The organism is Candidatus Arthromitus sp. SFB-mouse-NL, from assembly GCF_000709435.1.
Lineage (GTDB): Bacteria > Bacillota > Clostridia > Clostridiales > Clostridiaceae > Dwaynesavagella.
In genome coordinates, this window is record NZ_CP008713.1 from 854,196 (window position 1) to 878,194 (window position 23,999).

Below are 23,999 nucleotides of genomic sequence, written 5' to 3' on the forward strand. Positions count from 1 at the left end.
TATACTAAGTTTTTAAATAAAAAAGAGGTGTTTATTAACACCTCTTTTTTATTTTTGAATACCACTAACTTCAATTTCGTAAATTCTAACAGCAGAATCTGAACCTTGCGTTGGTTTTGTTGCTATTACTCTTACATATCTTGCAGGAATTGCTTTAAATGTATCTATTGTATTAGCTTTAGAATTCTTCTTAACATTAACAATTTCAGTAAAATTATCACCATCTTCACTAACCTCTATGATATAGGCTGATGTATTCATAGAGTCACTTTCTCCTCCAGCTTCAGCGTGAGCTATTTTAACTTCACTAATAAGTGATACACTTCCGAGATCGACAGTTATATTATGAGGAGGTGTACCAGTAGCACACCACTTAGTATCTAATTTACCATCAAAGGCAAAGTTTGGAGCTTCATTGCTGTTAACAAAGCTTGATGCTTCAGCATTTTTTGAATTAGATAAATTTTTAAAATTTTCGGCATCTTTTGTCACAGTGATATAATTTTCAATTGTTTTAATATCTTCACCAGAAGAATTTTTAGCTTTTAATGAAACTTTATATGTTCCTTCATTTTCGTACTTTACTGTTGGTGAAATTTCAGTACTGTTTTGTACAGTTGCTCCTTCAAACGTCCATTCTAAATTTTCAGTAACTTGTGAACTTAAGTTTGTAAATGTTATTTCTTCACCTGGTGAAATAAGTGTTTTTGATGCTGTAAAATCTGACTTGGGAATACTATTATCAGGCCATTCTATCTTAGTTCTCATACCATTTCCCCTAGATAAATCATTATTTACAGCTACAACTTCAAAAGTTGTAGTGTTAGATTTATTATCTCTTGTTAGTGCATTTACAAAATAATTTTCATTAATTGATGCACCTAAAAATGTTAAAGATTCATCCTCATTTACTTTATAGATTTCATAATGTTTGACATCATTTTTATTTGATGCATCAAATGAAAGTCTAACTCCTGCATACATATCTTCTTCTTCAAATACAACATTATCTACATTAACAGATATAATATCTGAAACGTTTGCATTTTTAGAATTTATACTAATATTTCCAAAATTAACAGATATATTGGAAACATCTTTATCACTTAAAATTTTATAAGATATAGAACGTATGACTTTACCGGTAAATTTCGATACATCAAAATTCACTTTTGTCCAATCACTAGATACGATAGTATTACCTTCAATTTCTTCAGAACTTCCATCATCAAAATCTAAAATTAATTTTATGGAAACATCAGAACTAGCAGAAAGTATTGTTGTAAATTGAGTATCGTTTTCTATTTTTAAATCTGAACTAAATAATTTTATTTCACTAGGAGTATTAGCTTTAAGATTTCCTGCTAATTTTATGGAATTTCCTCCATAATAAGCTTTTGAATAATCAATTGAAGCCTTAAGAGAATTATCTCCTTCATTATCTATTATCCATCTATAAGTTGGCATGACATCAGCAAGACTTCGGTTATTCCAATCCATTGATGAAACCTTTTCACCATTCACAAAAAAATTATATCCATTACCTATATTAAAGTTTGTTGTGAATGGTATCGAATTAATTACTGTATTTTCAACAGCATAAGTGGACATTCCTATAAATCCTGCATCTTCAATATTTGCTCTTGGATCTCCAAGCTCATTAACCCATAAACGATTTTCTTTTGACATAAATTCATCTACATTATTTGAAGAAAAGAATGTCCAGCTTGGACAATATATACCTAATGAAGTGTAAGGTATATTATTATCATCAGTTAAAAGACCCCAACGAATTTGAGTATTTGTGCCATTTGCTTGTATATCTATACCAGCATACAAACTATATGGATTGATGCCGAGAGAAATTGCTCTTAAATTAGATTCTCTTAAAAGCTCTTGTTCTGCTAAACGATTAGTTGTCCACCAAAAATTCAAAAACATACTATCAGCGACTTTTTCCTTATCTGCATCAATTAAAAAATAATCATTTTTTTCGGTTAATGCATTTTGCCAATCCATTTCCCCATCTTTTGTTAAAGAATCATACCACATAATTTCATAATCAGATTTTTTATTAAATTCTCTTATAAATTCTTGCATGAGTTCAGCATGAGTTTTTGTGATTTTTGCTCCCTCTTGTACTGTTTCACTTTGGTCTATAAAATTATTTTCTTTAATAGTAAGTCCTGTTTCTTGATTTATAAACCATCCATCAAATCCTAAAACTTCACAAACCTCAATAAGTTTATCGATCATTGGGAAATTTCCATTTTCATCTTTGTATAAAAATTGTTCAACCCACTCAGCCTTTCCACCATGTTCTGTGGTTGGGAAGAATATAGTGCCTAATACAGGAACTCCATTTTTGTGAGCTGAGTTAATAACATCTGCACTAGGAGGAACTATTATTCCTTCACCTGAAGATCCTCCCCAATAAACTAACTTATCTATATACTGCCAATAAGAAAATGTGTTAGAATCAAATTTATTTAAACCTTGAGGAGAATTGCCACTTGTGCTTTCATTCATCATAGATAAAACAACTATATTAAAATCTTTATTTTGAGTTTTGTTAATTAATGGAAGGTTTTCTTTAGAAACTCTTTCAGCTAGAGGAATAGTAGCTTTATTGTACTTAATATCCTCATCTTTAGTTGGATCCCATTTTAGGAGTTCTTCGGGAAACCAAAAAGGAGTTATTGGCATGTTTGAGATCTTTATATTTTCTGCTTCTTCTGCTTCTCCAGTTACGCTGTAATTTATAGTTGAAATATTATTTGATGATGTTGTTACAGTTCTTTCACTGCAAGACATAATACCAATAGCTAAAAACATGGACATGGCAATAATTGTTTTTAATTTTAGCTTATTCATAATTTACCTCCGAAAAAATAATAGTGATTATTTATTTATTTTTAGATTCTATCATAGCAAGTGCAATAGCCCCTAAAACTCCAATCTTTGAACCTAAACTAGACTTTGATATTTTACAATTTCTAAGTATTGGTCCTAAACATCTTTTTTTCATTTCTTTATGAATAATTTCAAACATTAAATCTCCACTATCAGTAATACCTCCTCCTATTATTATTAAGTCTGGATCTAATATGTTAGCATAATTTGATATTGCAACCCCTAAATAGCTCATAGCTGTTTCAACTATTTCCATTGATACTTTATCACCTTTATTAGCTTCTAAAAATAATTCTTTTGCCGTTATATTATTATAATTTTTTAATGAAGTTTCAACTCTGCTTGATATCGCATCTTTTGCTGCCTTCATCATAGCAGTACCAGATGACATTGCCTCAACACATCCAATATTACCACAACCACATCTTCTTCCATAAACAGATACTGTTGTATGTCCTACTTCTAAAGCATTTGATGTGCTTCCCCTATATATTTTACCATTTAATATGGCACCTCCACCAACTCCTGTGCTAACTGTAACATAAACCATATTATTTGTTCCTTTTCCAACACCAAACATATACTCAGCCAAAGTTGCAACATTCGCATCATTATCTAAATAAATTTTTATATTAAATTCACTAAATAACTCATCAACTATGGGAAAGTTAACGAATGGTAAATTAGCAGGTTCAGCAATTAATCCATTTTTAATATCTAATGGACCTGGAGATCCTAATCCTATTGCTTTTATTTTAGATTTATCTATATCTTTTATAACATATTTAATACTATCTTTTATTTTTTGTACTATTTGTTCTGCTCCCTTTTCTGCTTCTGTTTTAAGAATTATCTCATTAATGAATTTTCCATTTCCATAACACAAAGCAGTGTAGATTTTTGTCCCACCTAAATCTACACCTACATATAAATTATCCATTTTTAATCCCCCTAAAATATAGTTTTTTGCTCATTTTCATCAAATAAATGAATTTTATCAATATCTATTACGAATCTAATTTTTCCGATAGTACTTATATTATCTGATGTAGGTGTTTTAATAACCATATTTCTACTTCCAGCTTTTGCATAGATATATGTTTCTGCTCCAAGATTTTCTGTAATATCTATATCGAGTTTAAAAATTGTATTTGATTCATTTTTAAGATCTTCTTCTTTACAACTAATATTTTCAGGTCTAATTCCAACAATAAGCTTAGTATTCAAATTATTCGTATCATTTAAAATTTTAGCTTTATCTTTAGGTAATATAATTTCTCTATCTAAAACTTTAAGAATAATACTATTATCTTTTTTATAAGTTTCCCCATATAAAATATTCATTTGTGGGCTTCCTATAAAGCTTGCAACAAATAAATTCTTAGGATGATCATATATACGTTTTGGTGTGTCTACTTGTTGTATAACACCATCATTCATTACAACTATTCTAGTACCTAAAGTCATAGCTTCCGTTTGATCATGAGTAACATATATAAAAGTTGTTGCTAATTGATTATACAATTTTGCAATTTCTGTTCTCATTTGTACCCTTAATTTTGCATCTAAATTAGATAAAGGTTCATCCATCAAAAAAACTTTAGGATGTCTAACTATTGCACGTCCCATAGCAACCCTTTGTCTTTGCCCTCCAGATAATGCTTTTGGTTTCCTATCAAGCAAATGTTCTATATCTAAAATTTTAGCAGCTTCGCGAACTTTTTTGTCAATTTCATCTTTTGGTACTTTTCTTAATTTAAGTGCAAAAGCCATATTTCCATAAACTGTCATATGAGGATATAATGCATAATTTTGGAATACCATTGCTATATCTCTGTCTTTAGGAGCGATATCATTCACCATAACACCATCTATGTATAATTCGCCACCAGAAATTTCTTCAAGTCCAGCAATCATTCTTAAAGTAGTTGATTTACCACAACCTGAAGGTCCTACAAAAACTATAAATTCCTTATCTTTTATTTCTAAATTAAAATTATTTACAGCCTTATAACCATTTTCATAAATTTTATCTATATTTTTTAATAATAATCCTGCCATAATAATTCTCTCCCTAAAAATTTAATATTTATTTCAAAATATCTAAATCATGCTTAAATATCATTGGATTAATCTTTTCACACATCTTCTGAAGATTTTTGTCCATTGCAAGCTTATATCCAATTGAATTTGAATCATTAACTCTAACAATTAAAATATTTTCTGTTAGTTTTTTTGTTTTAATTCCACTTAAAGTTAAATTGATAATCTTAATGTCTTCATTGATATATGAATTTGAAGATTTAATTTTAATTACATCATTAATATTTATGTTAGCAACAATTTTTCTATTTTTTTTGTTAAATATCTTTGATACAATTAGTTCACTTCCTGTCAACTCATACTCAAATTCTATAAACTTATTACGAGCAATTATTGAAAGAATGACATAAACTAAAAATGTCAGTATTGCTATGATTTTTCCTAAAAAAATCATATTGAGTAATGTAAGAATCAATAGTGCCTGTTTAGCTGATTCAACTTTCTTTCTTTTAAATTCATAATCTTTTGTTAAGAATTGTTCGTAAAAAATATCCATATACTCACTTCTTTCATTTATATTCATAATAAACGTTTTTATAATTTTTAATAATATTCTTTCTTAAAATTTGATAATGCACCTATAAGATTTGCATCTTTTTTATAAGTACAAGTCCTTATTTGTGGTTTTATTTTTGCTAATTCAATTTTGTTCACTAAATAATCTAAATTATCATTTATTTTATCTAAGAAGTCTTCTCTTTCAGATATAGCACCACCAAGTAAAATAAGTTCAGGATCATACATATATTGAAGATTATAAATTCCTTTTGCCAAATTCAAATAAAATTTATTAATTGCATTAATGCAAATCATATTTCCACATTCCGCTTCTCTAAATATTTTTTCTCCATCCCAATCTCCACTATAAAATCTCTTTACTCTTGTAACCATAGATATTGTGGAAGAAATTTCACTAAATGTACGAAATTTATCATCTTCATTTTCCATTATCATAAATCCAAATTCTCCACAATGAAGATTTTTACCATTAATTATTTCCCCATTATAGACTATAGATCCACCTATTCCAGTTCCACAAACAATAAATATCATGTTATTTACATCTTTTGCTGAACCATTAAAAACTTCAGCAAGAGCTGCACAATTTGCATCATTTTCAATACTTACATTAAGATTTAATCTTTCTCCTAATATTTTTTTAAAGTTAGGACCATGGATACAATTTAAAGCGCTTGATCCATAAATTACACCTTCTTTTGTGTCTACTGCACCAGGAGAACTTATAGCTAAACCTTCAATTAAAAAATTTCTTTTAGATCTCTCGACAAAATTTACTATGATATCAAATAATTTATCTATATCATCAATAATTTTTAAAGTTTCTCTAAATTTAATTTTACCATTTTTATCTAAAACTCCTGCCTTTATTGATGTTCCTCCAATATCAATACAAGCTATCATATTTAAAACACCTCATAATGAAATATAATTAAAGGAGATATAAATTCAATAAAACGAATAAATACCTCCTCCAAAAGTTATATTAGTTATTACTTTTCCAGGCATCAAGTTGGGATTGCATCTCATTAATTACTTTATCAATACCTTGTTCTTTTAATTTATTATTTAATTTAGTTAAATACTCATCAACATCAACAGATCCACTATATAAAGTGGCTTTAAATTCTTCGAGAACATTATTAATAGTGGCAATTTCACTAGATACTCTAGATGCATCAAATTTAAATCCTAATGCTGGAGATACTTTAGCTTTATCATTAAATTCTTTGAACTCTTCCCATTTTGTGTCAGGCTCATTATCTAAAGTATAAGTTATAAACATATTTCCTAATCCAAAATAAGGAATTTCATATCTACGTTGATCTTGGTTAAGAAGTTTAATACTGTTTTCAGATACTTTTTCATAATGGACACCTTCTATACCATAGTTAAGTAAATTTCTCAATTTCTTATCAGTATTTAATAGTGTCAAAAATTCAAACGATTTCTCTTTGTTTTTGGAATTTTGAGATATAGCTATTAGCGCTCCAGTTGCTGATGCGTTTGTAACTAATGTATCCACTATCGGAGATGCTACAACTTCATATTTCAAATCTTTAGACCAAATTTTTTCAGCATAAGGCTGACCATCGCCTTTAGTAACAAGTCTTTTGACTGATTTATCGTCTTGAGCAGTTGCTGAATCTGCATTTATATAACCAAGCTGATAATATCTTCTTAATGTATCTAAAGATTTTTTCATTTCAGCTGTTTCAAACATATTTCTAATTGTAAGAGTTTCATCATCAGATAAAATCCCCACAGGATCTACTAATTGATCAAAGAATACAGTATAAGAGAATCCTTTAGTTATATATAAAGGAACTACCCCTGGTTCATTTTCTTTTATAATTTTTAGCCATGGCTCTAAATCCTCTAAGGAATGAATGCTTTCATAAGGTATATTATATTTATCTACATATTCCTTAGTAAAAACCCACATAGGAGCAACTCCCAATTCTTTTTGATTAGGAACCCCATATATTTTTCCATCTATAGATGCACCATCCCAAAATCTTTTATCGATTGTAGTAAATAAAAGATTCCCAGAATCAGAATTTAACATATCATTTAGTTCTAAAAATGCACCCTTTCTAGAATTACCTAAATAGTCACCAGCCCATGAACACGTAAATGCTAAATCATAGTCTTCGCCAGAATTTATAATAACAGACATTTTTTGAGTATAATCACCAAAATCTATGAATTTCATATTTAGATGTACATTTATCTTCTCTTCTAAATATTTGTTAACTTCCGTAATAACTTGTTTGTAATCTTTAGGTTCAAGACCTATTGTATACCAAGTTAATTCAGTAATTTTTTGACCACCTGAACCAACTTTGTTTGAATTATTCCCACAACTTGTAAAAAAAGTTAATGTCATGATGAAAAATAAGACAATTGATAATGATGATATAAGTTTCTTGGTTTTAATACATTTAATTCTTCCCATTTCATTACTCCTTTCAGTAAAATTAGAAAGAGTTTTTATAACGTTTACAATCGAATTATATCATATGAATTAGCTATATTTGTAGTGTACTTTTTATATATTTAGTTGAAAATTTCCCACTATAAAGACAATTAATTTTTATAATTTAATTTTAAATGTTTTAATTTCAAATGGTTTAATCTCAAAGTCAAATTTATTGGCATTTGGAGTAATAATTTCTAGATTATTTTCTAATAAATCACACTCATATGCTAATTGTATATTTTTTATAAACTCTATAGATACACTAGTACGTTTATTATGGAACTCATACAATCTAACTATTAAATAATCTGAGTCTTCTGCTTTTTTAATTACTTCAATTATTACATTTTCTTTATTTAATTTAGCTAAACTTAAGTTATTATTAAATTCTCCACTATGAGCATTACATACTTTTGAAAATAATTTTGTATTTAAATTATATGCAAGTTGTACTGTTTTTGCTTCTTGCCATGTTTTATCATGTGCATATATTGAATATGTGAAAAAATGTTCTTCTTTATCAGCATCTGGATTTGGATCTCCTGTTGACTTCAATAATGTAAGTCTCATATTTCCATTTTTAATATCATGTCCGTATTTAGAATCATTCAACAACGATACTCCAAAATTTCCTTCAGATAAGTCAACCCATTTGTGTCCACAAACCTCAAATGCTGCAAGATCCCATGAAGTATTGTTATGTGTAGGTCTTGTTACATTTCCATATTGTATTTCATAAGTAGCATCTTTTGCATTAACTTCAATTGGAAATGAAACCTTAACAAGAATGTCATTTTCTTTCCAATCAACATAAGTATTAAAATCCACTCTCTCAATATCATTATAGATATACACATACTGAATAATAATTGAATCCAAAAATTTTCTTTTAATTCTAAGGGTACTTCTAACGGGTCCATTTTCTATAACTTCAATGTCTTGAATATCGTCAATTAACCACATTTTTTCTTTATAATAAATATCTATATCCCAGTTATCAAAACACATTGGTTTATCTTCAAATGCCTGAAGTTGATTCCCAATATGTCCAATTTTAATGATTTCTCTATTTTGCATTTTATTTATAAATGATGTTATTTGCCCTTTATTATCAAACTTAATTTTGAAAAATCTATTTTCAGCGAAATCAGTTGTAAGTATAGTATCAGTTTTAATTTCTTTATTCATAGATTCTATAATTTTGAATGTTTTATATCCATTAGCAGGTATAGCTTTGGCGAAAAATATAGCTTTAGATTCACTTATTAACTGACAAACAATTTCATTTCCATTATCATCAATTAATAGAGGATTTTTAATATTCTTTGGAATATCAAATTCAACAATATCATCTCTTTCGAAACCTAAAGTATTAAATACAACAACACTTTGATTTTTTAAGTTTATTTTATCTGAGATACTATCAATAGTCTTATCTATTAATTGAGTAACTTTATCTAACAATTCTTTATACTCAACTTTGGTTACATCGTAAACATCCTTTATAGATGATCCTGGTATTATATCATGGAATTGATTTAGTAATATTGTTTCCCATGCATCATTTATTTCTTTTTGAGTGTAGTTATCTCCAAAAATCATAGATAATGAATTGAGTTTTTCTAAAGCTAGGTATAAATTTTCACATTTTCTGTTATCTCTCTTATTTCTAGCCATAGATGTATAAGTACCTCTGTGATACTCGAGATATAATTCACCGACCCATTTTGGAAGTTTTTTATGATTTGAAATTTTATTTTCTAATTTCTGGAAAAATTCTAGAGAAGTACCCATTTTAACTCTAGGAGCTCCTGGTATACCTTTGGCAAGTCTTCTTCCATTTTCTAGCATTTCAAGGGTAGCTCCACCGCCACCGTCTCCCCATCCAAAAGAAATTAAAACATCATTTGTTAAATTTTTATTTTGAAATCTTCTCCAACTTCCCATTACAGCATCTGGTTGAATGTGTCCATTATACGTAGTAAAGAATGATGATTTATCTTGTCCTGGTCCTGATGTAGTTATAAAATAAGTAAGCACTTCACTTCCATCTATCCCCTGCCACATAAATGTATCATTAGGAATTTTATTAAATTGATTCCATGAAATTTTAGTTGTCATAAAATATTTAATTCCAGATTTTTTTAGAATTTGTGGAATTGCTGCAGAATATCCAAATACGTCGGGAAGCCATAAAATTTTATTATCAACCTCAAACTCTTCTTTGAAAAACCTTTTTCCATGAACAATTTGTCTAATTAACGATTCTCCAGAAGTTACATTACAATCTGATTCAACCCACATGGCACCTTCTGATTCCCAAACTCCTTGCTTAATTTTTTCTTTAACTCTTTTATAAACTTTAGGATGATCCTCCTTTAGCATTTTATATAATTGCGGCTGTGATGACATGAATATATATTCCGGATATTCTTCCATTAATTTAAGAACTGTTGAAAAACTCCTAGCAACCTTTTCTCTTGTCTGAGCTACTGTCCATAGCCAAGCAACATCTATATGAGTATGTCCAACACATGTAGCTATAACATCTTCATGACCACATAATTCTCCATAGAATTTAGTATTTAAAAATTCATTAGCTTTCTTTATACTATCATCATATTCTTTGGAGTATGGCTTTCTTAAATCAATGATATTTATAGCATCATTTAATACTGTTATCATATCTACCATATTTTTATCTTCTTTATCTAGTTCTTTACAAACATCAAGAGGAACTTTTAAATTCCAATAAAGTTCTCTAGCATTCATATCAATAACAGTAAATTTTCCATTTAATGTTGCTTTTTTATCTGCAAGCATTCCTGCATATGCATGTAAATCAATATCATATTTTTTGCCAGCTATAGCGTTATGAGTTAATATAATTTCCCTATGATTTATGTCAACACCTTGAATGTGTTCACCGTCAACATAAATAATAAATTGAGGATTTGTAGCATCCCAACCTTCCTCGAAAGTAGATAAATTAAGAGCTATTGTTTGTCCAGTAAAATTTTCCGGAACAACAACACTAAATTTGAACCACCCATGACAATCTCTTCCACCCCATAAATCTCCACTCTTAAATTTTCTCCATTTATCTTCACTAACTTCTTTGATTAATTCAATATTATGGTAATTTCCATCGACATACATAAAATTGTCAATATTAATTGTATTTTTATATATGTGTTTTTGAATTTCTCTGCAGATTTTATCAATTCTTTCTAATAAATAAGTCATTTTAAAATAATCCCCTCTTTTATTATTCTTTTACAGCTCCAACAGTCAATCCACTTACAAAATATTTCTGAAAAAATGGATATGCACATATTACTGGTAGTGTTGATATTACAACTATAGCCATTTTTATTGTATCTTTCGGTAGTTTCGATGCTTGTTCAACAGCAGCTATACCAAGGCTAGATGAATTATTAGTCAAAAACTCTATAGATTTTTCTAATTTCACAAGTAAATATTGAAGTGGCATTAAACTATTGTTATCTATATAGAGCATTGCATTAAACCAATCGTTCCAGAATCCTAAAGTTAAAAATAAAGCTATTGTCGTTATTGCTGGAAGTGATATTGGTAAAACTATTTTTAAAAACAATAGCCACTCCGATGCTCCATCAATTTTTGCTGATTCAATAATTGCATCGGGTACTGTGGTTTTAAAAAATGTTCTAAGAATTATTATGTGGAAAGAACTAACACAAATAGGTAAAATAAGTGCTAGTAGATTATTTTTTAATCCTAAAAATCTTGTTACAACTAAATAAGAGGCAACCATACCTCCTGAAAACAACATAGGTATAAATATAAGTTTTGTAAAAAATTTTCTATAAGCAAAATTTTTACGAGATAAGGCATATGCATATGTCGTCATGATTATTAAACCAAGTAAAGTTCCCGTTATTGTAACAAATATTGTAATTCCATAAGCATTTAAGATATTACTTCCAGATGCAAAAATATATTTATAAGCATCAAGGCTCCATTCAGAAGGCCAAAACTGGTAACCATTTAATTGAAGTGATTGCTCACTTGTAAACGAAATAATAAGTACAAATACAAATGGAACAATACATAATGCTGCTAATATGATAAATAGCAAATTAAACATAAAATTAGTTTTTTTAGATATAGCATTAAACTTCATAATTTTTTCTTCTGATTGTGATACTTTTTTAGTCTTTGATACTCTACTCATAAATTAAATCACCCCATTTCTAGAAGAATGCATTTTCTTCATCAACCTTTCTAACTATTCCGTTTGTAACTAAAATAAGAACTAGTCCAACAAAAGATTGATATAATGCAGCAGCAGAACTCATACCGATATCTCCTAAATTGATAAGTCCTCTATAAACATAAGTATCAATAACATTTGTTACAGAATATAAAGCTCCTGAATCTTTAGGTAGTTGATAGAATAATCCAAAATCAGCTCTAAATATTCCCCCAACGGCCGTTATAAACATAATTATCAAGACAGGTTTTAATAAAGGAAGTGTTATATATTTTATTTGCTGAAATTTATTTGCACCATCTATCATAGCAGCTTCAAAATAAGACTTGTCTATACCACAAATGGATGCTAAGTAAACTACAGTTCCATATCCAACACCTTTCCACTGACTCATAAAGATAATTATAAATATCCAATATTTAGGCTCTGTGTACCAGGATATCCGATCCCCCCCTAGAGAAGTGATTATATTATTTAAATATCCTTTATCTGGACTTAAAAAAGTATATAAACAATAACTCACCACAACCCAGGATAAAAAATATGGAAGAAACATTGCGCTTTGATAAAATTTTGATAATTTTTTGTTAAGTAATTCCTTTAAAAGTATTGCAAGTGTTACAGGAATAACTATACCTAAAATTATAAAAGTTATATTATAAAGAATGGTATTTTTTGTAATAAGCCACGCATCACTACTTCCAAATAAGAATTTAAAATTCCGTAATCCAACCCACTCACTTTTAATTAAACTTTCTAAAAAACCACCGTGAATTCTCCAATTTTTAAAAGCTAAGACTATACCGAACATAGGTAAATAAGCAAAAACCAAAAACCATAGTGTGCCTGGTATCGTAAGAAATAAAAGCTCTTTATTCTCTTTAAACGTTTTAAATATAGATTTTTTATTAGCTTTATTAGAACTTTTAACTCTAGACAACCAACTCAACTCCTTTACATATATTTGTGTAAATTTTCCATCAAACAATTAAACTATAACATATAACTATTGATGCTTTGAGTTTAAAAATTTTAGATTTAGTNAACAAATTAAGGATTTCAAAAAAGTATTTATACTTATCTGTAGTAAATATAAATACTTTGATTTTAATATTTTTTCATATTTCTTAAAGTTGATGGACATACACCAAAATATTTTTTAAATTTCCTATAAAAATAACTCGTATCTATATAACCTACAGATCTTGCAATATCGTTAATCCTCATATTTGTATTCAATATAAGATCCTTTGCTTTAGTATTTTTAATCTTGTTTAAATACTCAGAAAATGAAACACCAACTTCTTTAGTAAATATTTGTCCTAAATAAGAACTATTTATGTTGTATTTTTGTGCAAGTGTTTTTAAACTTAATTCTTTATGATAATTTTTATTTATTAGATTGATAACTTGTCTAATTACAGGACTATAACAAACATCAGTATTATTCATAAGTTCAATTATTTCTCTAAGCTCGCTTGTAATAAATGTTTTAACATTTTCTCTAGTATTTTCACTACAAAGTTCTAATATCATATTGCCTAAACTATCATCTTCATATTTATCACTTGACTTTTTTAATTTGAATTCTTCAAGTATGTTGTGTATTAAAAATATTATTTTTATACAAAGATCGTAAATATTCTTAGGACTCAGCTGATTGTTGTCAAAAATAGTTTCAATATAATTTTCAAGCTCGTAGAGTTTTTTCTCTATTATCAACTTGTTTATATTTTCAAGTTCTTTTGAAAATGTTAAATTGTTATCATTAATATAATTCAAAGAGTATCTATCAAGACAAATGTTACTTCCCTCTGTAAGCATATATTTATTCAAAGCTTTTGCTATATCATAAGTGAATTCGATTTCATCGACACTATCTGTTAAATCTCCAATTGATATAAAAACTTTCTGGTTTAATTTTTCAATTATATTATTTTTAACTTCTTCATAGTAATTCTTTATTTCTAAATACTCAGTATGTTTATTCCAAGAATTTATTATAATTATTTGACCATCATATCTATGTAAAATTTCATATCCTTCTTTAAAAATTCCTTTAAATATATTTTCTATATATAGGGTTAGATCTTTTTTACCCTTATTTATAAATGTTATGATTGCAACAGTGTAATTTTTATGTTTAAGAGAAAAATCTAAATGATTCTCAATTTTTACTAATTCTTCCTTAGATGCATTTCCGTTTATATATTGAAATAAAATTCTATTTTTAGTTAATATCTTATTCTCTATGTTCTTATTGTTATTTATCTCCATCACTATTTTATTTAAAGTTAATTTAAGTTCATCCTCATCTATTGGTTTTAAAATATAATTATCAGCACCATATTTTATGGCTTCTTTTGCATAGGAAAATTCATCATATCCACTTATAATAATAAATCTAGTTTTATCGTTGATAGATTTAATCCTTTTTAATAATTCAAGTCCGTTTAACTTAGGCATATTTATATCACTAATAATAATATCAACTGGATCTTCCGTAAATTTCTCAATTGCATCTTTCCCATTGCTCGATGTTTTAGTAACTTTTAGATCGAGTTCCTCCCAGTCTAATATATTTAATAGACCTTCGATTATTAATTTTTCATCATCAACTAACATAACTTTATTCATGATAAACCTACACACCTTTACATGGTATTTTTATAATAACAATATTTTCACTTTCATCATTAGTCATTAAGGATATACCATACCCTTTACCATATTCTAATAAAATTCTCTTATGTACGTTAATTATTCCCATAGAATTATTATTGCTATATATGTCATTTTGAATTTTATGATTTATTAAGTTCCGTTTTTCCTCATCAATACCTATTCCATTATCTATTATTTTAATAAGTATAAGATCAGAATTTATAGAAGAGATAAGTATCTTTAAAATATTATCGCTATTCTCAAAATTTATCCCGTGAATAAAATAATTTTCAATTAATGGTTGCAGTGTAAATTTTGGTATCCCTTTGTCTTTAAGTGACTCATCACATTCTATATAAAAATCAAATAAATCATTGTACCTAAATTTAAATAACTCAACATATTTAGTGCAATATTTAAGTTCTGTATTTATCGTTATGATATTTTTATCTTTTAACTGATTTCTAAATAACACAGATAATATATAAAGCATCTTTCCAACTTCTTTATCGCCATTACATATTGCCTTCATCCTTATGGACTCAAGTGTATTATACAAAAAGTGAGGATTTATTTGATTTTGTAAAGATATCATTTCTGCTTTTTTAAGCTCTAATTCCGCTCTATATCTCTTATCTATATGGGTGTTTAAATCTTTACACATTTTATTAAAATTATCTGCTATATAATTTATTTCATCTAAATCTGAAGTCAAAGGTATTTCAATGTCTAAATTTCCGTGCCTAACTTTATCCATAGCATTTAAAATTTCGTTTGTCCTATTACCTAGATTTTTAATTTTAAAGAGAGCTATTAATTGAGATAAGAATATGAGAGATAATGCTATAAAAATTATCAAAGCTATACTACCATATAGATTTTCTATATTTTTAGATTCCATCATCGATATAACTGTAAGTCCATCTTTATTCAAATACGTTTTAATATAGTAAAGTGTATTTAGCATTATTTTTTTGTCATCATCATGATGAATCACATCTTCATAATACATATAAGGCTCATATCCTAATTTTTCATCCGAATCATATACGACATAACCTATATTATTTAAAATTAAAACATTAGACTTTTGATCATACTTTTCTAACACTTTCTTCAGATATTCCAAATTATAAGTTAGAATCATTAATCCTTTGGTTTCTAAATTAATTGGATCATTGATTTCTTTTAAAAGACTTATACTATTTTTATCTGTTAGTATATTTAGCAATCCTACATCACTATAAAAATCCTCTTTATTAACCTTTGTTACATTTATTTGATTTGATCGATTGAATACACTTTTGGTATTCATATTAAAACTCACAAATCCAATTTCTTTTAAATTCTCATTTGACATAAATGAGCTTCTCACAAATTTTTCAATCCCTATATGATAAGATGAATTACTCAATGACAGCTTGTCTAACTTTTGAGTTAAATAGTTTATTGTGTCAGCATTTAGAAATTTAATTATATCCTCCACAACAAAATCATCAGTATAAATATCATTAACAATTCTTAACGAATGATTATAAATATACTCAAGTTCATTATCAACATCATTTAAAATTTTCTCATTAATATACAATTGAGATTCTTTAACATTTGAAATTAAATATCTCATTAAGTAAATATCTAAAGTTAACATTAAAAAAATGACTGTGATTGTATTTATCCAAAAAATTTTTTTGTAAACTTTGGATTTATTTTCAACCATATTTTATCTCCTAAAATTAACTCATGTTTAATTACACGAATGTGGGATAAATTAATTTTTTATGGAATTATTATATAATTTTAATTAAATTATACAGTAATGTTTGAATTTGTAAACCTTTTAAATTATATTAGTATTAGATTAGTAGAAAATTTTTGGAGGTGGTGTATGCTAAACGAAATCTTTAATTTTGAAAAATTGTTTGATACTTTCAACTATGTATTTTGGTTTTTCATACTAAATCTTCTCTTCTGGATATTTAATATCCCAATTATTTTATTTTTCATGTTTATAGGAATTAGTAGAATAACTACATATTTCCCTCTATTTTTAGTTTGTTTATTACCGACTGCACCAATATTTACAGTGTTATTATACTGTGTGAACAAGCTTTACAAAAATAAGAATATATCTATACTATCTGACTTTATACGAGGATTTAAATTAAACTTTATACAAGCATTGGTTGTGTGGATAATTGAATTGATAATTTTATTTATCATTTATTCAAATATTAAATTTTTTACACTAATATTCGACAGCTTAGTACTAAATGGATTATTTATAGGAATTTTAATTTTACTTGGAATTATTACACCATTTTTATTTTTAATTATCAGTAGATTCTCTATGAAAAATCTAGATGTATTAAAACTTGGTTTTACTTTGGCATTTACAAGACCTATTTTAACTATAACAAATACACTTTTAATACTTGTATTTTTAATTTTATTTGAACTTAATAGTGCAATTTTATTGTTTGTTTCATCTATATTTGCGTTTTGCTTGGTGTTTATTAATAGAACAGTATTTAGTGAACTTGAAGAAATTTCAAGGAGAAATAATAAATAGGAAAGGATATTTATTATGAATAAATGTACGTATAAAAATTTAGATGTATTTAAAGATATTATTAAAAAAATAGCAGTTGATCTATCTAACTCCATTAATGATGAGAAGCTAAAAAAAATGTTTTGTAATTGCTTTATAAATACTCTTGAAACCACGATGAGTTTTGAAAAAGACGATACATTTGTAATAACTGGAGATATTCCAGCAATGTGGTTACGAGATTCAACTTCTCAGGTTGAACATTATATACCCTTTATAAAGCAATATCCAGAGCTAAAAGATATGTTTATCGGTTTAATTAATAGACAAGTTAAATGTATTTTAATTGACCCTTATGCTAATGCATTTAATAAAGAACCGAATGGTAATAAATGGGATAATGATATTACGGAGGATAATCCTTGGGTATGGGAAAGAAAGTATGAAATAGATTCACTTTGTTTTCCTATAAGATTAATATATAAATATTGGAAAGAGTCATCGGATTCTAGCTTTTTTAACGATGATATTTTAAAAGTTTTTAAGACAATTATTGGAATTTGGAAAACCGAACAATACCATTTTGAAGAATCAAAATATAAATTTCAGAGATTAAATTGTTCTGAAAGTGATACTTTATCCCACAATGGTATGGGAAATCCTGTAACTTACACCGGCATGACTTGGTCAGGATTTAGGCCTAGTGATGATTCTTGTGAATATGGATATCTTGTTCCTTCCAATATGTTTTGTGTCGTCGTGTTATCATATATATCAGAGATAGCTAATGAAATTTATAACGATAGCGATTTAAGTAAAAACGCACTTAATCTTAGGGATGAAATTGAGAATGGAATAAATAAGTTTGCTATTATTAACCATAAAATTTATGGAAAAATATATGCATATGAAGTTGATGGATTTGGAAATTATAACTTAATGGACGATGCAAACGTTCCAAGTTTACTCTCTATACCATACATTGGATATAGAAATTTTGATGACAAGATTTATCAAAATACTAGAAAATTTATTTTAAGTAATAATAATCCTTATTATTATGAAGGATCTTTCACATCAGGAATTGGAAGTCCTCATACACCAGAAAATTATATATGGCATATAGCTTTATGTATGCAAGGAATTACAACTAAAGATAAAAATGAAGTTAAAGAATTACTAAATACAATTATCAGATGTGATGGTGATACTAATTATATGCATGAAGGATTTAACAAGGATAATCCCAAAGAATTTACTCGTGATTGGTTTGCTTGGGCTAATTCACTTTTTGCAGACTTTATATATAAAAAATTAATAAAAGAGTAGTCGTAAATGACTACTCTTTTTTATATAAAAATATATTTTGATTGTTCCTCATAATCAAGTCCCCTATTTAAAAAATGTTCAATAACTTCTTTCATATTTACCTTAATTACTTTAAAATTATATTTTCCATTTCTATATTCATTTGTTATTCCATCATCATAATAATAAGTCCCTTCTGCAACATTTCCATAAACATTAAAAGTTACAGTATTTGGTCTGTTTTTAGTATTTAAATACTTTTCTTCATAAGTTGGTATTATACTTCCCTCTCTAATAAAAATAATGACTGTATTTAAATCACATTTTAATCTGTATCTCTGCCCACCATTATAAATTTTATTAGTCATAAAATCATACCATTTACCCTTCGGAAGATAAACAGTTTTATATATTTCACTCTTGTGCAGTACAGGAGCAATTAATATAGAATTTCCAATCATAAATTCTTCTTTCATATTAATAACATTTATATCATTTTGATATTCCATGACTAGAGGCCTAAACATAGGAAGACCATATTTATGAGATTCATAAAAACATGTATAGATATAAGGTATTAATCTGTATCTAAGTTCTATAGCATTCCTTGCTATTTTCTCAGCTCTAAAACCAAAAGACCATGGCTCCTGCCTTCTTGTATATTTATTTGAATGATTCCTAAAAATAGGAAGAAATGTTCCAACTTGCATCCACCTTATAAATAATTCCTCATCACAATCTAGCGAAAATCCCCCAACGTCATTCCCAACAAAAGAAAAACCACTAATTCCTAAGTTACAATTCATAGATATGGACATCCGAAGTTGACTCCATAAACTCATATTATCTCCAGTCCAAACTGATGTATATCTTTGACCACCAGAATATATGGCTCTACTCATAGAAAAACTTCTTAAATTTGGATTTAATTCTTCTTGTGCTTCATAGGAACATCTGCTCATTTCAAATCCATATCTATTATGAAACTCCTTATGCTCTAAAACACCATAATCACTATTATGTATACAATTTTCAGGTATAGTTTTAAAATCATTATTAAATACACATGGTTCATTCATATCATTCCAAATTCCATCTATATTATAGTCAGATATAAATTTTTTGAGTTCACTCTTCCACCATTCCCTCGATTGTTTATTTGAAAAATCAGGAAAGGAACTATCATTAGGCCATACAGCTCCAATATATACAGTGCCATCAGGATTCTTTACAAAATGATCACCTTCTATACCATTTTTATAAATATTATAATTTTCATCAACTTTTACTCCAGGATCTAATATTGTTATAGTTCTAATTCCTTTATCTTTTAAAGTTTTTATAAGTGATTTAGCATCTTCAAACTCTGGAACTTTAAAAGTCATAACTCTAAAACTATCCATATAATCTATATCAAAGTAGATTACATCAATCGGAATTTCCTTATCTTTAAATGTATTTACTACATTAAGAATTTCTTTACTATTCATATAACTAAATCTATTTTGTTGATATCCGAGACTCCATAATGGTGGCATATCCATTTTACCTGTAAGATTTGCATATTCACAAATAACTTCTTTTATATTTTTACCTAATATGAAGTTGTATTGTATATGACCACCTATAGCTCCAAAAAATATTCTATCTTCATAACTTTTACCCATATCAAAAAAACTTCTAAAGCTGTTATCAAAAAATATTCCATAAGTTTTTTGATCGTTCAATGCAATATAAAAAGGTATTGTTTTATAATAAACCAATGATTCATCATCTGTCTCTGGATCATCAGTATTAAAATTTTCTATATAATAACCCTTTTTATTTAAATCTCCACCTTTTTCTCCAAATCCATAGTAAGCATAACAGTCATCAATTTTTGAAATATAAACACATCCATCTTCAGCTTTAAATGATGGTTCAAAATCTTCGCATAAAATTTTGCCAGAAATATCTTTAAACATAACTCTTGAGTCAATTTTGTTAATGCACGTTATTATTTTATCTCCAGATATAACTATTTCATCTTCTATATTATGGATTGTAAGAGTTATGTCTTCACTTTTTAATACAGTTGAATTTGTATTTGATTTTTCATCGCAAATACCAGCAATAAATATAGATACAATATTTTGATTAATGTATTCCACACAAACTTTTCTAGAATTATAAATTATAGTTGTTACGTTACCTTTTGAAATAAATTTTTCATAAATAAGAGAGTTGCCTTTATATGATTTGAATTTTTGATTTAAATGCTCTCTATACTTTAATTGTTCCATTTTAGTTATCTCCTAAATTTTTCTCTAGTCTAACACAAATATTTAAATATGTTTTTATCTTGATGTAACAATGTTGAATTTAACCACATAAAGTATAATTTTTTCATATAAAAAAAGCACATGGCTTATAAAATATAGCCAAATGCCTTTTTATTCAGATTTGAATTTATAACATTTATCTAAAAAATACTTATGTATCCTATTATCTTTTGTTAATTCTGGATGAAAAGATAATGCAATTTGATTTCCATACTCAACGCCAACAATCTTATTATCAACTTTACTTAAAATTTTAGCTTTAGGATCTACATAAGATATATAAGGTGCTCGTATGAATCTCATTGGAAAAATTCCAATACCTTTAACTTCATGCTCTATGGCAAAACTTCCAATTTGTCTTCCATATGCATTCCTCTTTATTGTCATCGGAATAGTACCAAAACATATATCATTCTGATCTTCAATTCTTTCTGCAAGAAGTATAGCTCCGGCACAAGTTCCCATAACAGGAAATCCTATTAATATTCTTTCTCTAATATCATCAAATATATCAAGCTCGTATAAAAGTTTTCTCATCACCGTGCTTTCACCGCCTGGTAATATTATCCCATCAATTTCATTATTCATATGAGATTTTTGTCTTATCTCAAAACATTCTATTCCAAGATTATTAAGTACATTTTCATGTTCAATAAAAGCCCCTTGTACAGATAAAACTCCTATTTTCATATACGATTATCTACCTCTCTCAGACATAAGAAGTTCAATTTCATTTGGATTGATTCCAACCATAGCTTCTCCAAGATTTTCTGACAACTTAGCAATTATTTTGCTATCATTATAATTTGCGACAGCTTGGACAATTGCTGTGGCTCTCTTTACAGGATCTCCAGATTTAAAAATTCCTGATCCTACAAAAACTCCTTCTGCTCCAAGTTGCATCATAAGTGCTGCATCCGCAGGTGTAGCAACTCCACCAGCCGCAAAATTAACTACAGGTAATTTTCCATTTTCATGAACATAGCATAAAAGATCATAAGGAACTTGAAGTTCTTTAGATTTATTATAAAGTTCGTCTTTTCTCATAGATAAAATTTGAGATATTTCACTATTCATTTTTCTTATATGTCGTACTGCTTGTACAACATCTCCTGTACCAGGCTCTCCTTTTGTTCTTATCATACTAGCCCCTTCATTGATTCTTCTCAAAGCCTCGCCCAAATCTTTTGCACCACAAACAAAAGGAACGCTAAATTCCCTTTTATCAATATGGAACACATCATTAGCTGGTGACAAAACTTCACTTTCATCAATATAATCAATCTCTATTGCTTCTAATATTTGTGCTTCTACAAAATGACCAATACGACACTTTGCCATAACAGGAATAGAAACAGCCTCCTGAATACCCCTTATCATTTTTGGATCACTCATACGAGATACTCCACCAGCTGCACGAATATCAGCAGGTATACGTTCTAAAGCCATAACAGCACAAGCTCCCGATGCTTCAGCGATTTTTGCCTGTTCAGGTGTCGTAACATCCATGATAACTCCACCTTTTAACATTTTTGCTAACTCTTTATTCAACTCATAACGGTTATTATCCATTTTTACATGTCCTTTCTTTTAATATTAAATTTGAATATAATTATACCACTTAGCTTAATTATAAGGAAAATATAAATAATTATAGCAATCCAAAAATTCATCTTAAACTTATCAATTAAATGCATACTTAATTCTATAAAACAAGTAAAAATGTTTTAATATACATACCCTATATGTATAATGAAAAAATGGACTATAACCAATTCTTAAATACGAGAAGATTAAACAATATAAAGAGAGCTGTTTTTACAAGATATCTAATTCAGTCTTTTCTCCAAAATGAAATAAGTTCTAATAAATCTCATATATTTGGCAAAGATCCCTGCAAATAAACCCTAAAAGATCAATAAATACTCACATAGATAAAAATTATAAAATAAATTTATTCTCCTAAATTTATTTTATATACTGGAACTAAGTTATTAGGTTTTATTATCTTACTTTTAATAGAAAATCTTGGACGTCTACCTTGAGATTGCTGATCCCTAAAAGTTTCGTTCTTTTTTCCATTTAAAACTATACTATAAATGTCATAAGAATTTATTTCATAAAACCATACACTACCATCTATTTCCCCATTTGGAATAAAGTCAACAAAATATAACTTGTCCCATTTTGATGTTGGTCCAAATGAAGTACAATCTTCAACTATAGAAGTTGATTTAATTTGTATACCTTCTCCAGTAATTTTATCTACTGCATCATAGGAATATGCAGTTCCATTTGTTCTTATAGCATTAAAAAAAATACAATATAATGCTTCGCTGAATACATCTGGTATATTTAAATTCCTTCCATTTAACTGTTTTAAATCTTTATTAATATCTATCCATTTTTCAAAGATTCTTTTTAAAATAACATAATCATTATCATCGAATTCATCACCAAAAACTGTAACTCCATTTTTTAATTTAACACTTACTTTTTGCATAAAATCACTCCTATTATTAATCCATTTTAAATAAGATTTCAGGTTGTATATCTAATGCATCTGCTATATCAAATATCACTTCAAGAGAAACAGGCGTAACCATATTAGGAGCCTCTATATTACTAATATGAGTTCTACTAATATTAATTGCCTCTGATAGCTCTACTTGAGTCATATTTTTCAATTTACGTTGAAGGGAAATATTTAACCCTATTTTTATATATTTATCTCTATGTTTATTTTTAAAATTATTCTCCATCTATACACCTTCCAAACTTATTTTATTTAAAAAGTATATATGTTTAAACAAACTATAACTTTGCAATTACTATATATAAATTTGTTTAATTAAAATAAAAATTATTATTTAAGATCAATTA

At 27.4% G+C, this 23,999-nt stretch carries 18 protein-coding genes; 2 read left to right on the top strand and 16 right to left on the bottom strand.

The window, feature by feature from the left end; genetic code table 11:
• Positions 1-48 precede the first annotated feature (48 nt).
• From SFBMNL_RS04180 to SFBMNL_RS04230, 11 genes are all read right to left on the bottom strand, one after another.
• The gene (locus SFBMNL_RS04180) at positions 49-2,874 is read right to left on the bottom strand and encodes an endo-beta-N-acetylglucosaminidase (RefSeq protein WP_042294639.1); all 2,826 of its coding nucleotides are present in this window, start codon (positions 2,872-2,874) and stop codon (positions 49-51) included.
• 31 nt (positions 2,875-2,905) lie between these two features.
• On the bottom strand, positions 2,906-3,853 hold the full coding sequence (locus SFBMNL_RS04185; protein WP_042294640.1) for an ROK family protein: 948 nt from the start codon (positions 3,851-3,853) through the stop codon (positions 2,906-2,908).
• Positions 3,854-3,864: 11 nt separating this feature from the next.
• Positions 3,865-4,974 (bottom strand): ABC transporter ATP-binding protein, encoded by a 1,110-nt coding sequence (locus tag SFBMNL_RS04190; protein WP_042294641.1) that lies wholly within the window; start codon positions 4,972-4,974, stop codon positions 3,865-3,867.
• A gap of 28 nt (positions 4,975-5,002) precedes the next feature.
• Positions 5,003-5,539, bottom strand: coding sequence for a hypothetical protein (locus tag SFBMNL_RS04195; protein WP_005806240.1), 537 nt, complete (start codon positions 5,537-5,539; stop codon positions 5,003-5,005).
• Positions 5,540-5,559: 20 nt separating this feature from the next.
• Positions 5,560-6,438 carry an ROK family protein gene (locus SFBMNL_RS04200; protein WP_014017951.1) on the bottom strand — a complete coding sequence of 293 codons (879 nt, stop codon included), beginning with the start codon at positions 6,436-6,438 and terminating at the stop codon, positions 5,560-5,562.
• Between the two features lie 82 nt (positions 6,439-6,520).
• Positions 6,521-7,993 (bottom strand): ABC transporter substrate-binding protein, encoded by a 1,473-nt coding sequence (locus SFBMNL_RS04205; protein ID WP_042294642.1) that lies wholly within the window; start codon positions 7,991-7,993, stop codon positions 6,521-6,523.
• Between the two features lie 138 nt (positions 7,994-8,131).
• On the bottom strand, positions 8,132-11,263 hold the full coding sequence (locus tag SFBMNL_RS04210) for an alpha-mannosidase (RefSeq protein ID WP_042294643.1): 3,132 nt from the start codon (positions 11,261-11,263) through the stop codon (positions 8,132-8,134).
• A 22-nt stretch (positions 11,264-11,285) separates the two neighbouring features.
• A complete protein-coding gene (locus tag SFBMNL_RS04215) occupies positions 11,286-12,233 on the bottom strand; it encodes a carbohydrate ABC transporter permease (RefSeq protein ID WP_014017953.1) in 948 nt (315 codons plus the stop codon).
• 19 nt (positions 12,234-12,252) lie between these two features.
• The gene (locus SFBMNL_RS04220; RefSeq protein WP_007439881.1) at positions 12,253-13,212 is read right to left on the bottom strand and encodes an ABC transporter permease; all 960 of its coding nucleotides are present in this window, start codon (positions 13,210-13,212) and stop codon (positions 12,253-12,255) included.
• Positions 13,213-13,379: 167 nt separating this feature from the next.
• Complete coding sequence (locus SFBMNL_RS04225; protein ID WP_042294644.1) at positions 13,380-14,909, bottom strand: response regulator transcription factor; 1,530 nt, start codon at positions 14,907-14,909, stop codon at positions 13,380-13,382.
• A gap of 7 nt (positions 14,910-14,916) precedes the next feature.
• A complete protein-coding gene (locus SFBMNL_RS04230; protein WP_042294645.1) occupies positions 14,917-16,656 on the bottom strand; it encodes a sensor histidine kinase in 1,740 nt (579 codons plus the stop codon).
• Positions 16,657-16,941: 285 nt separating this feature from the next.
• On the opposite strand from SFBMNL_RS04230, the gene SFBMNL_RS04235 reads away from it, so the two are divergent.
• Both SFBMNL_RS04235 and SFBMNL_RS04240 read left to right on the top strand, forming a co-directional pair.
• The gene (locus SFBMNL_RS04235) at positions 16,942-17,508 is read left to right on the top strand and encodes a DUF624 domain-containing protein (protein WP_242821368.1); all 567 of its coding nucleotides are present in this window, start codon (positions 16,942-16,944) and stop codon (positions 17,506-17,508) included.
• A 15-nt stretch (positions 17,509-17,523) separates the two neighbouring features.
• Positions 17,524-18,816: a glycoside hydrolase family 125 protein gene (locus SFBMNL_RS04240; RefSeq protein ID WP_042294646.1), complete on the top strand. Its 1,293-nt coding sequence runs from the start codon at positions 17,524-17,526 to the stop codon at positions 18,814-18,816.
• Positions 18,817-18,836: 20 nt separating this feature from the next.
• Here SFBMNL_RS04240 and SFBMNL_RS04245 read toward each other — a convergent pair whose 3' ends face one another.
• The 5 genes from SFBMNL_RS04245 to SFBMNL_RS04265 all read right to left on the bottom strand — a co-directional run bounded on the left by SFBMNL_RS04245 (position 18,837) and on the right by SFBMNL_RS04265 (position 23,878).
• Complete coding sequence (locus SFBMNL_RS04245) at positions 18,837-21,077, bottom strand: glycoside hydrolase family 31 protein (protein WP_042294647.1); 2,241 nt, start codon at positions 21,075-21,077, stop codon at positions 18,837-18,839.
• A 150-nt stretch (positions 21,078-21,227) separates the two neighbouring features.
• Positions 21,228-21,806 (bottom strand): pyridoxal 5'-phosphate synthase glutaminase subunit PdxT, encoded by a 579-nt coding sequence (gene pdxT, locus SFBMNL_RS04250; RefSeq protein WP_005806220.1) that lies wholly within the window; start codon positions 21,804-21,806, stop codon positions 21,228-21,230.
• A 6-nt stretch (positions 21,807-21,812) separates the two neighbouring features.
• The gene (gene pdxS, locus SFBMNL_RS04255; RefSeq protein WP_042294648.1) at positions 21,813-22,688 is read right to left on the bottom strand and encodes a pyridoxal 5'-phosphate synthase lyase subunit PdxS; all 876 of its coding nucleotides are present in this window, start codon (positions 22,686-22,688) and stop codon (positions 21,813-21,815) included.
• Between the two features lie 382 nt (positions 22,689-23,070).
• Positions 23,071-23,619, bottom strand: coding sequence for a Bsp6I family type II restriction endonuclease (locus SFBMNL_RS04260; protein ID WP_042294649.1), 549 nt, complete (start codon positions 23,617-23,619; stop codon positions 23,071-23,073).
• A 16-nt stretch (positions 23,620-23,635) separates the two neighbouring features.
• Positions 23,636-23,878, bottom strand: coding sequence for a helix-turn-helix domain-containing protein (locus tag SFBMNL_RS04265; RefSeq protein WP_042294650.1), 243 nt, complete (start codon positions 23,876-23,878; stop codon positions 23,636-23,638).
• Between the last annotated feature and the right edge of the window lie 121 nt (positions 23,879-23,999).

Coding starts and splice junctions, on each gene's coding strand:
- SFBMNL_RS04180 (WP_042294639.1), bottom strand. CDS start 2,874: ATGAATAAGCTAAAATTAAAAACAATTATTGCCATGTCCATGTTTTTA.
- SFBMNL_RS04185 (WP_042294640.1), bottom strand. CDS start 3,853: ATGGATAATTTATATGTAGGTGTAGATTTAGGTGGGACAAAAATCTAC.
- SFBMNL_RS04190 (WP_042294641.1), bottom strand. CDS start 4,974: ATGGCAGGATTATTATTAAAAAATATAGATAAAATTTATGAAAATGGT.
- SFBMNL_RS04195 (WP_005806240.1), bottom strand. CDS start 5,539: ATGAATATAAATGAAAGAAGTGAGTATATGGATATTTTTTACGAACAA.
- SFBMNL_RS04200 (WP_014017951.1), bottom strand. CDS start 6,438: ATGATAGCTTGTATTGATATTGGAGGAACATCAATAAAGGCAGGAGTT.
- SFBMNL_RS04205 (WP_042294642.1), bottom strand. CDS start 7,993: ATGGGAAGAATTAAATGTATTAAAACCAAGAAACTTATATCATCATTA.
- SFBMNL_RS04210 (WP_042294643.1), bottom strand. CDS start 11,263: ATGACTTATTTATTAGAAAGAATTGATAAAATCTGCAGAGAAATTCAA.
- SFBMNL_RS04215 (WP_014017953.1), bottom strand. CDS start 12,233: ATGAGTAGAGTATCAAAGACTAAAAAAGTATCACAATCAGAAGAAAAA.
- SFBMNL_RS04225 (WP_042294644.1), bottom strand. CDS start 14,909: ATGAATAAAGTTATGTTAGTTGATGATGAAAAATTAATAATCGAAGGT.
- SFBMNL_RS04230 (WP_042294645.1), bottom strand. CDS start 16,656: ATGGTTGAAAATAAATCCAAAGTTTACAAAAAAATTTTTTGGATAAAT.
- SFBMNL_RS04235 (WP_242821368.1), top strand. CDS start 16,942: ATGTTTATAGGAATTAGTAGAATAACTACATATTTCCCTCTATTTTTA.
- SFBMNL_RS04240 (WP_042294646.1), top strand. CDS start 17,524: ATGAATAAATGTACGTATAAAAATTTAGATGTATTTAAAGATATTATT.
- SFBMNL_RS04245 (WP_042294647.1), bottom strand. CDS start 21,077: ATGGAACAATTAAAGTATAGAGAGCATTTAAATCAAAAATTCAAATCA.
- pdxT (WP_005806220.1), bottom strand. CDS start 21,806: ATGAAAATAGGAGTTTTATCTGTACAAGGGGCTTTTATTGAACATGAA.
- pdxS (WP_042294648.1), bottom strand. CDS start 22,688: ATGGATAATAACCGTTATGAGTTGAATAAAGAGTTAGCAAAAATGTTA.
- SFBMNL_RS04260 (WP_042294649.1), bottom strand. CDS start 23,619: ATGCAAAAAGTAAGTGTTAAATTAAAAAATGGAGTTACAGTTTTTGGT.
- SFBMNL_RS04265 (WP_042294650.1), bottom strand. CDS start 23,878: ATGGAGAATAATTTTAAAAATAAACATAGAGATAAATATATAAAAATA.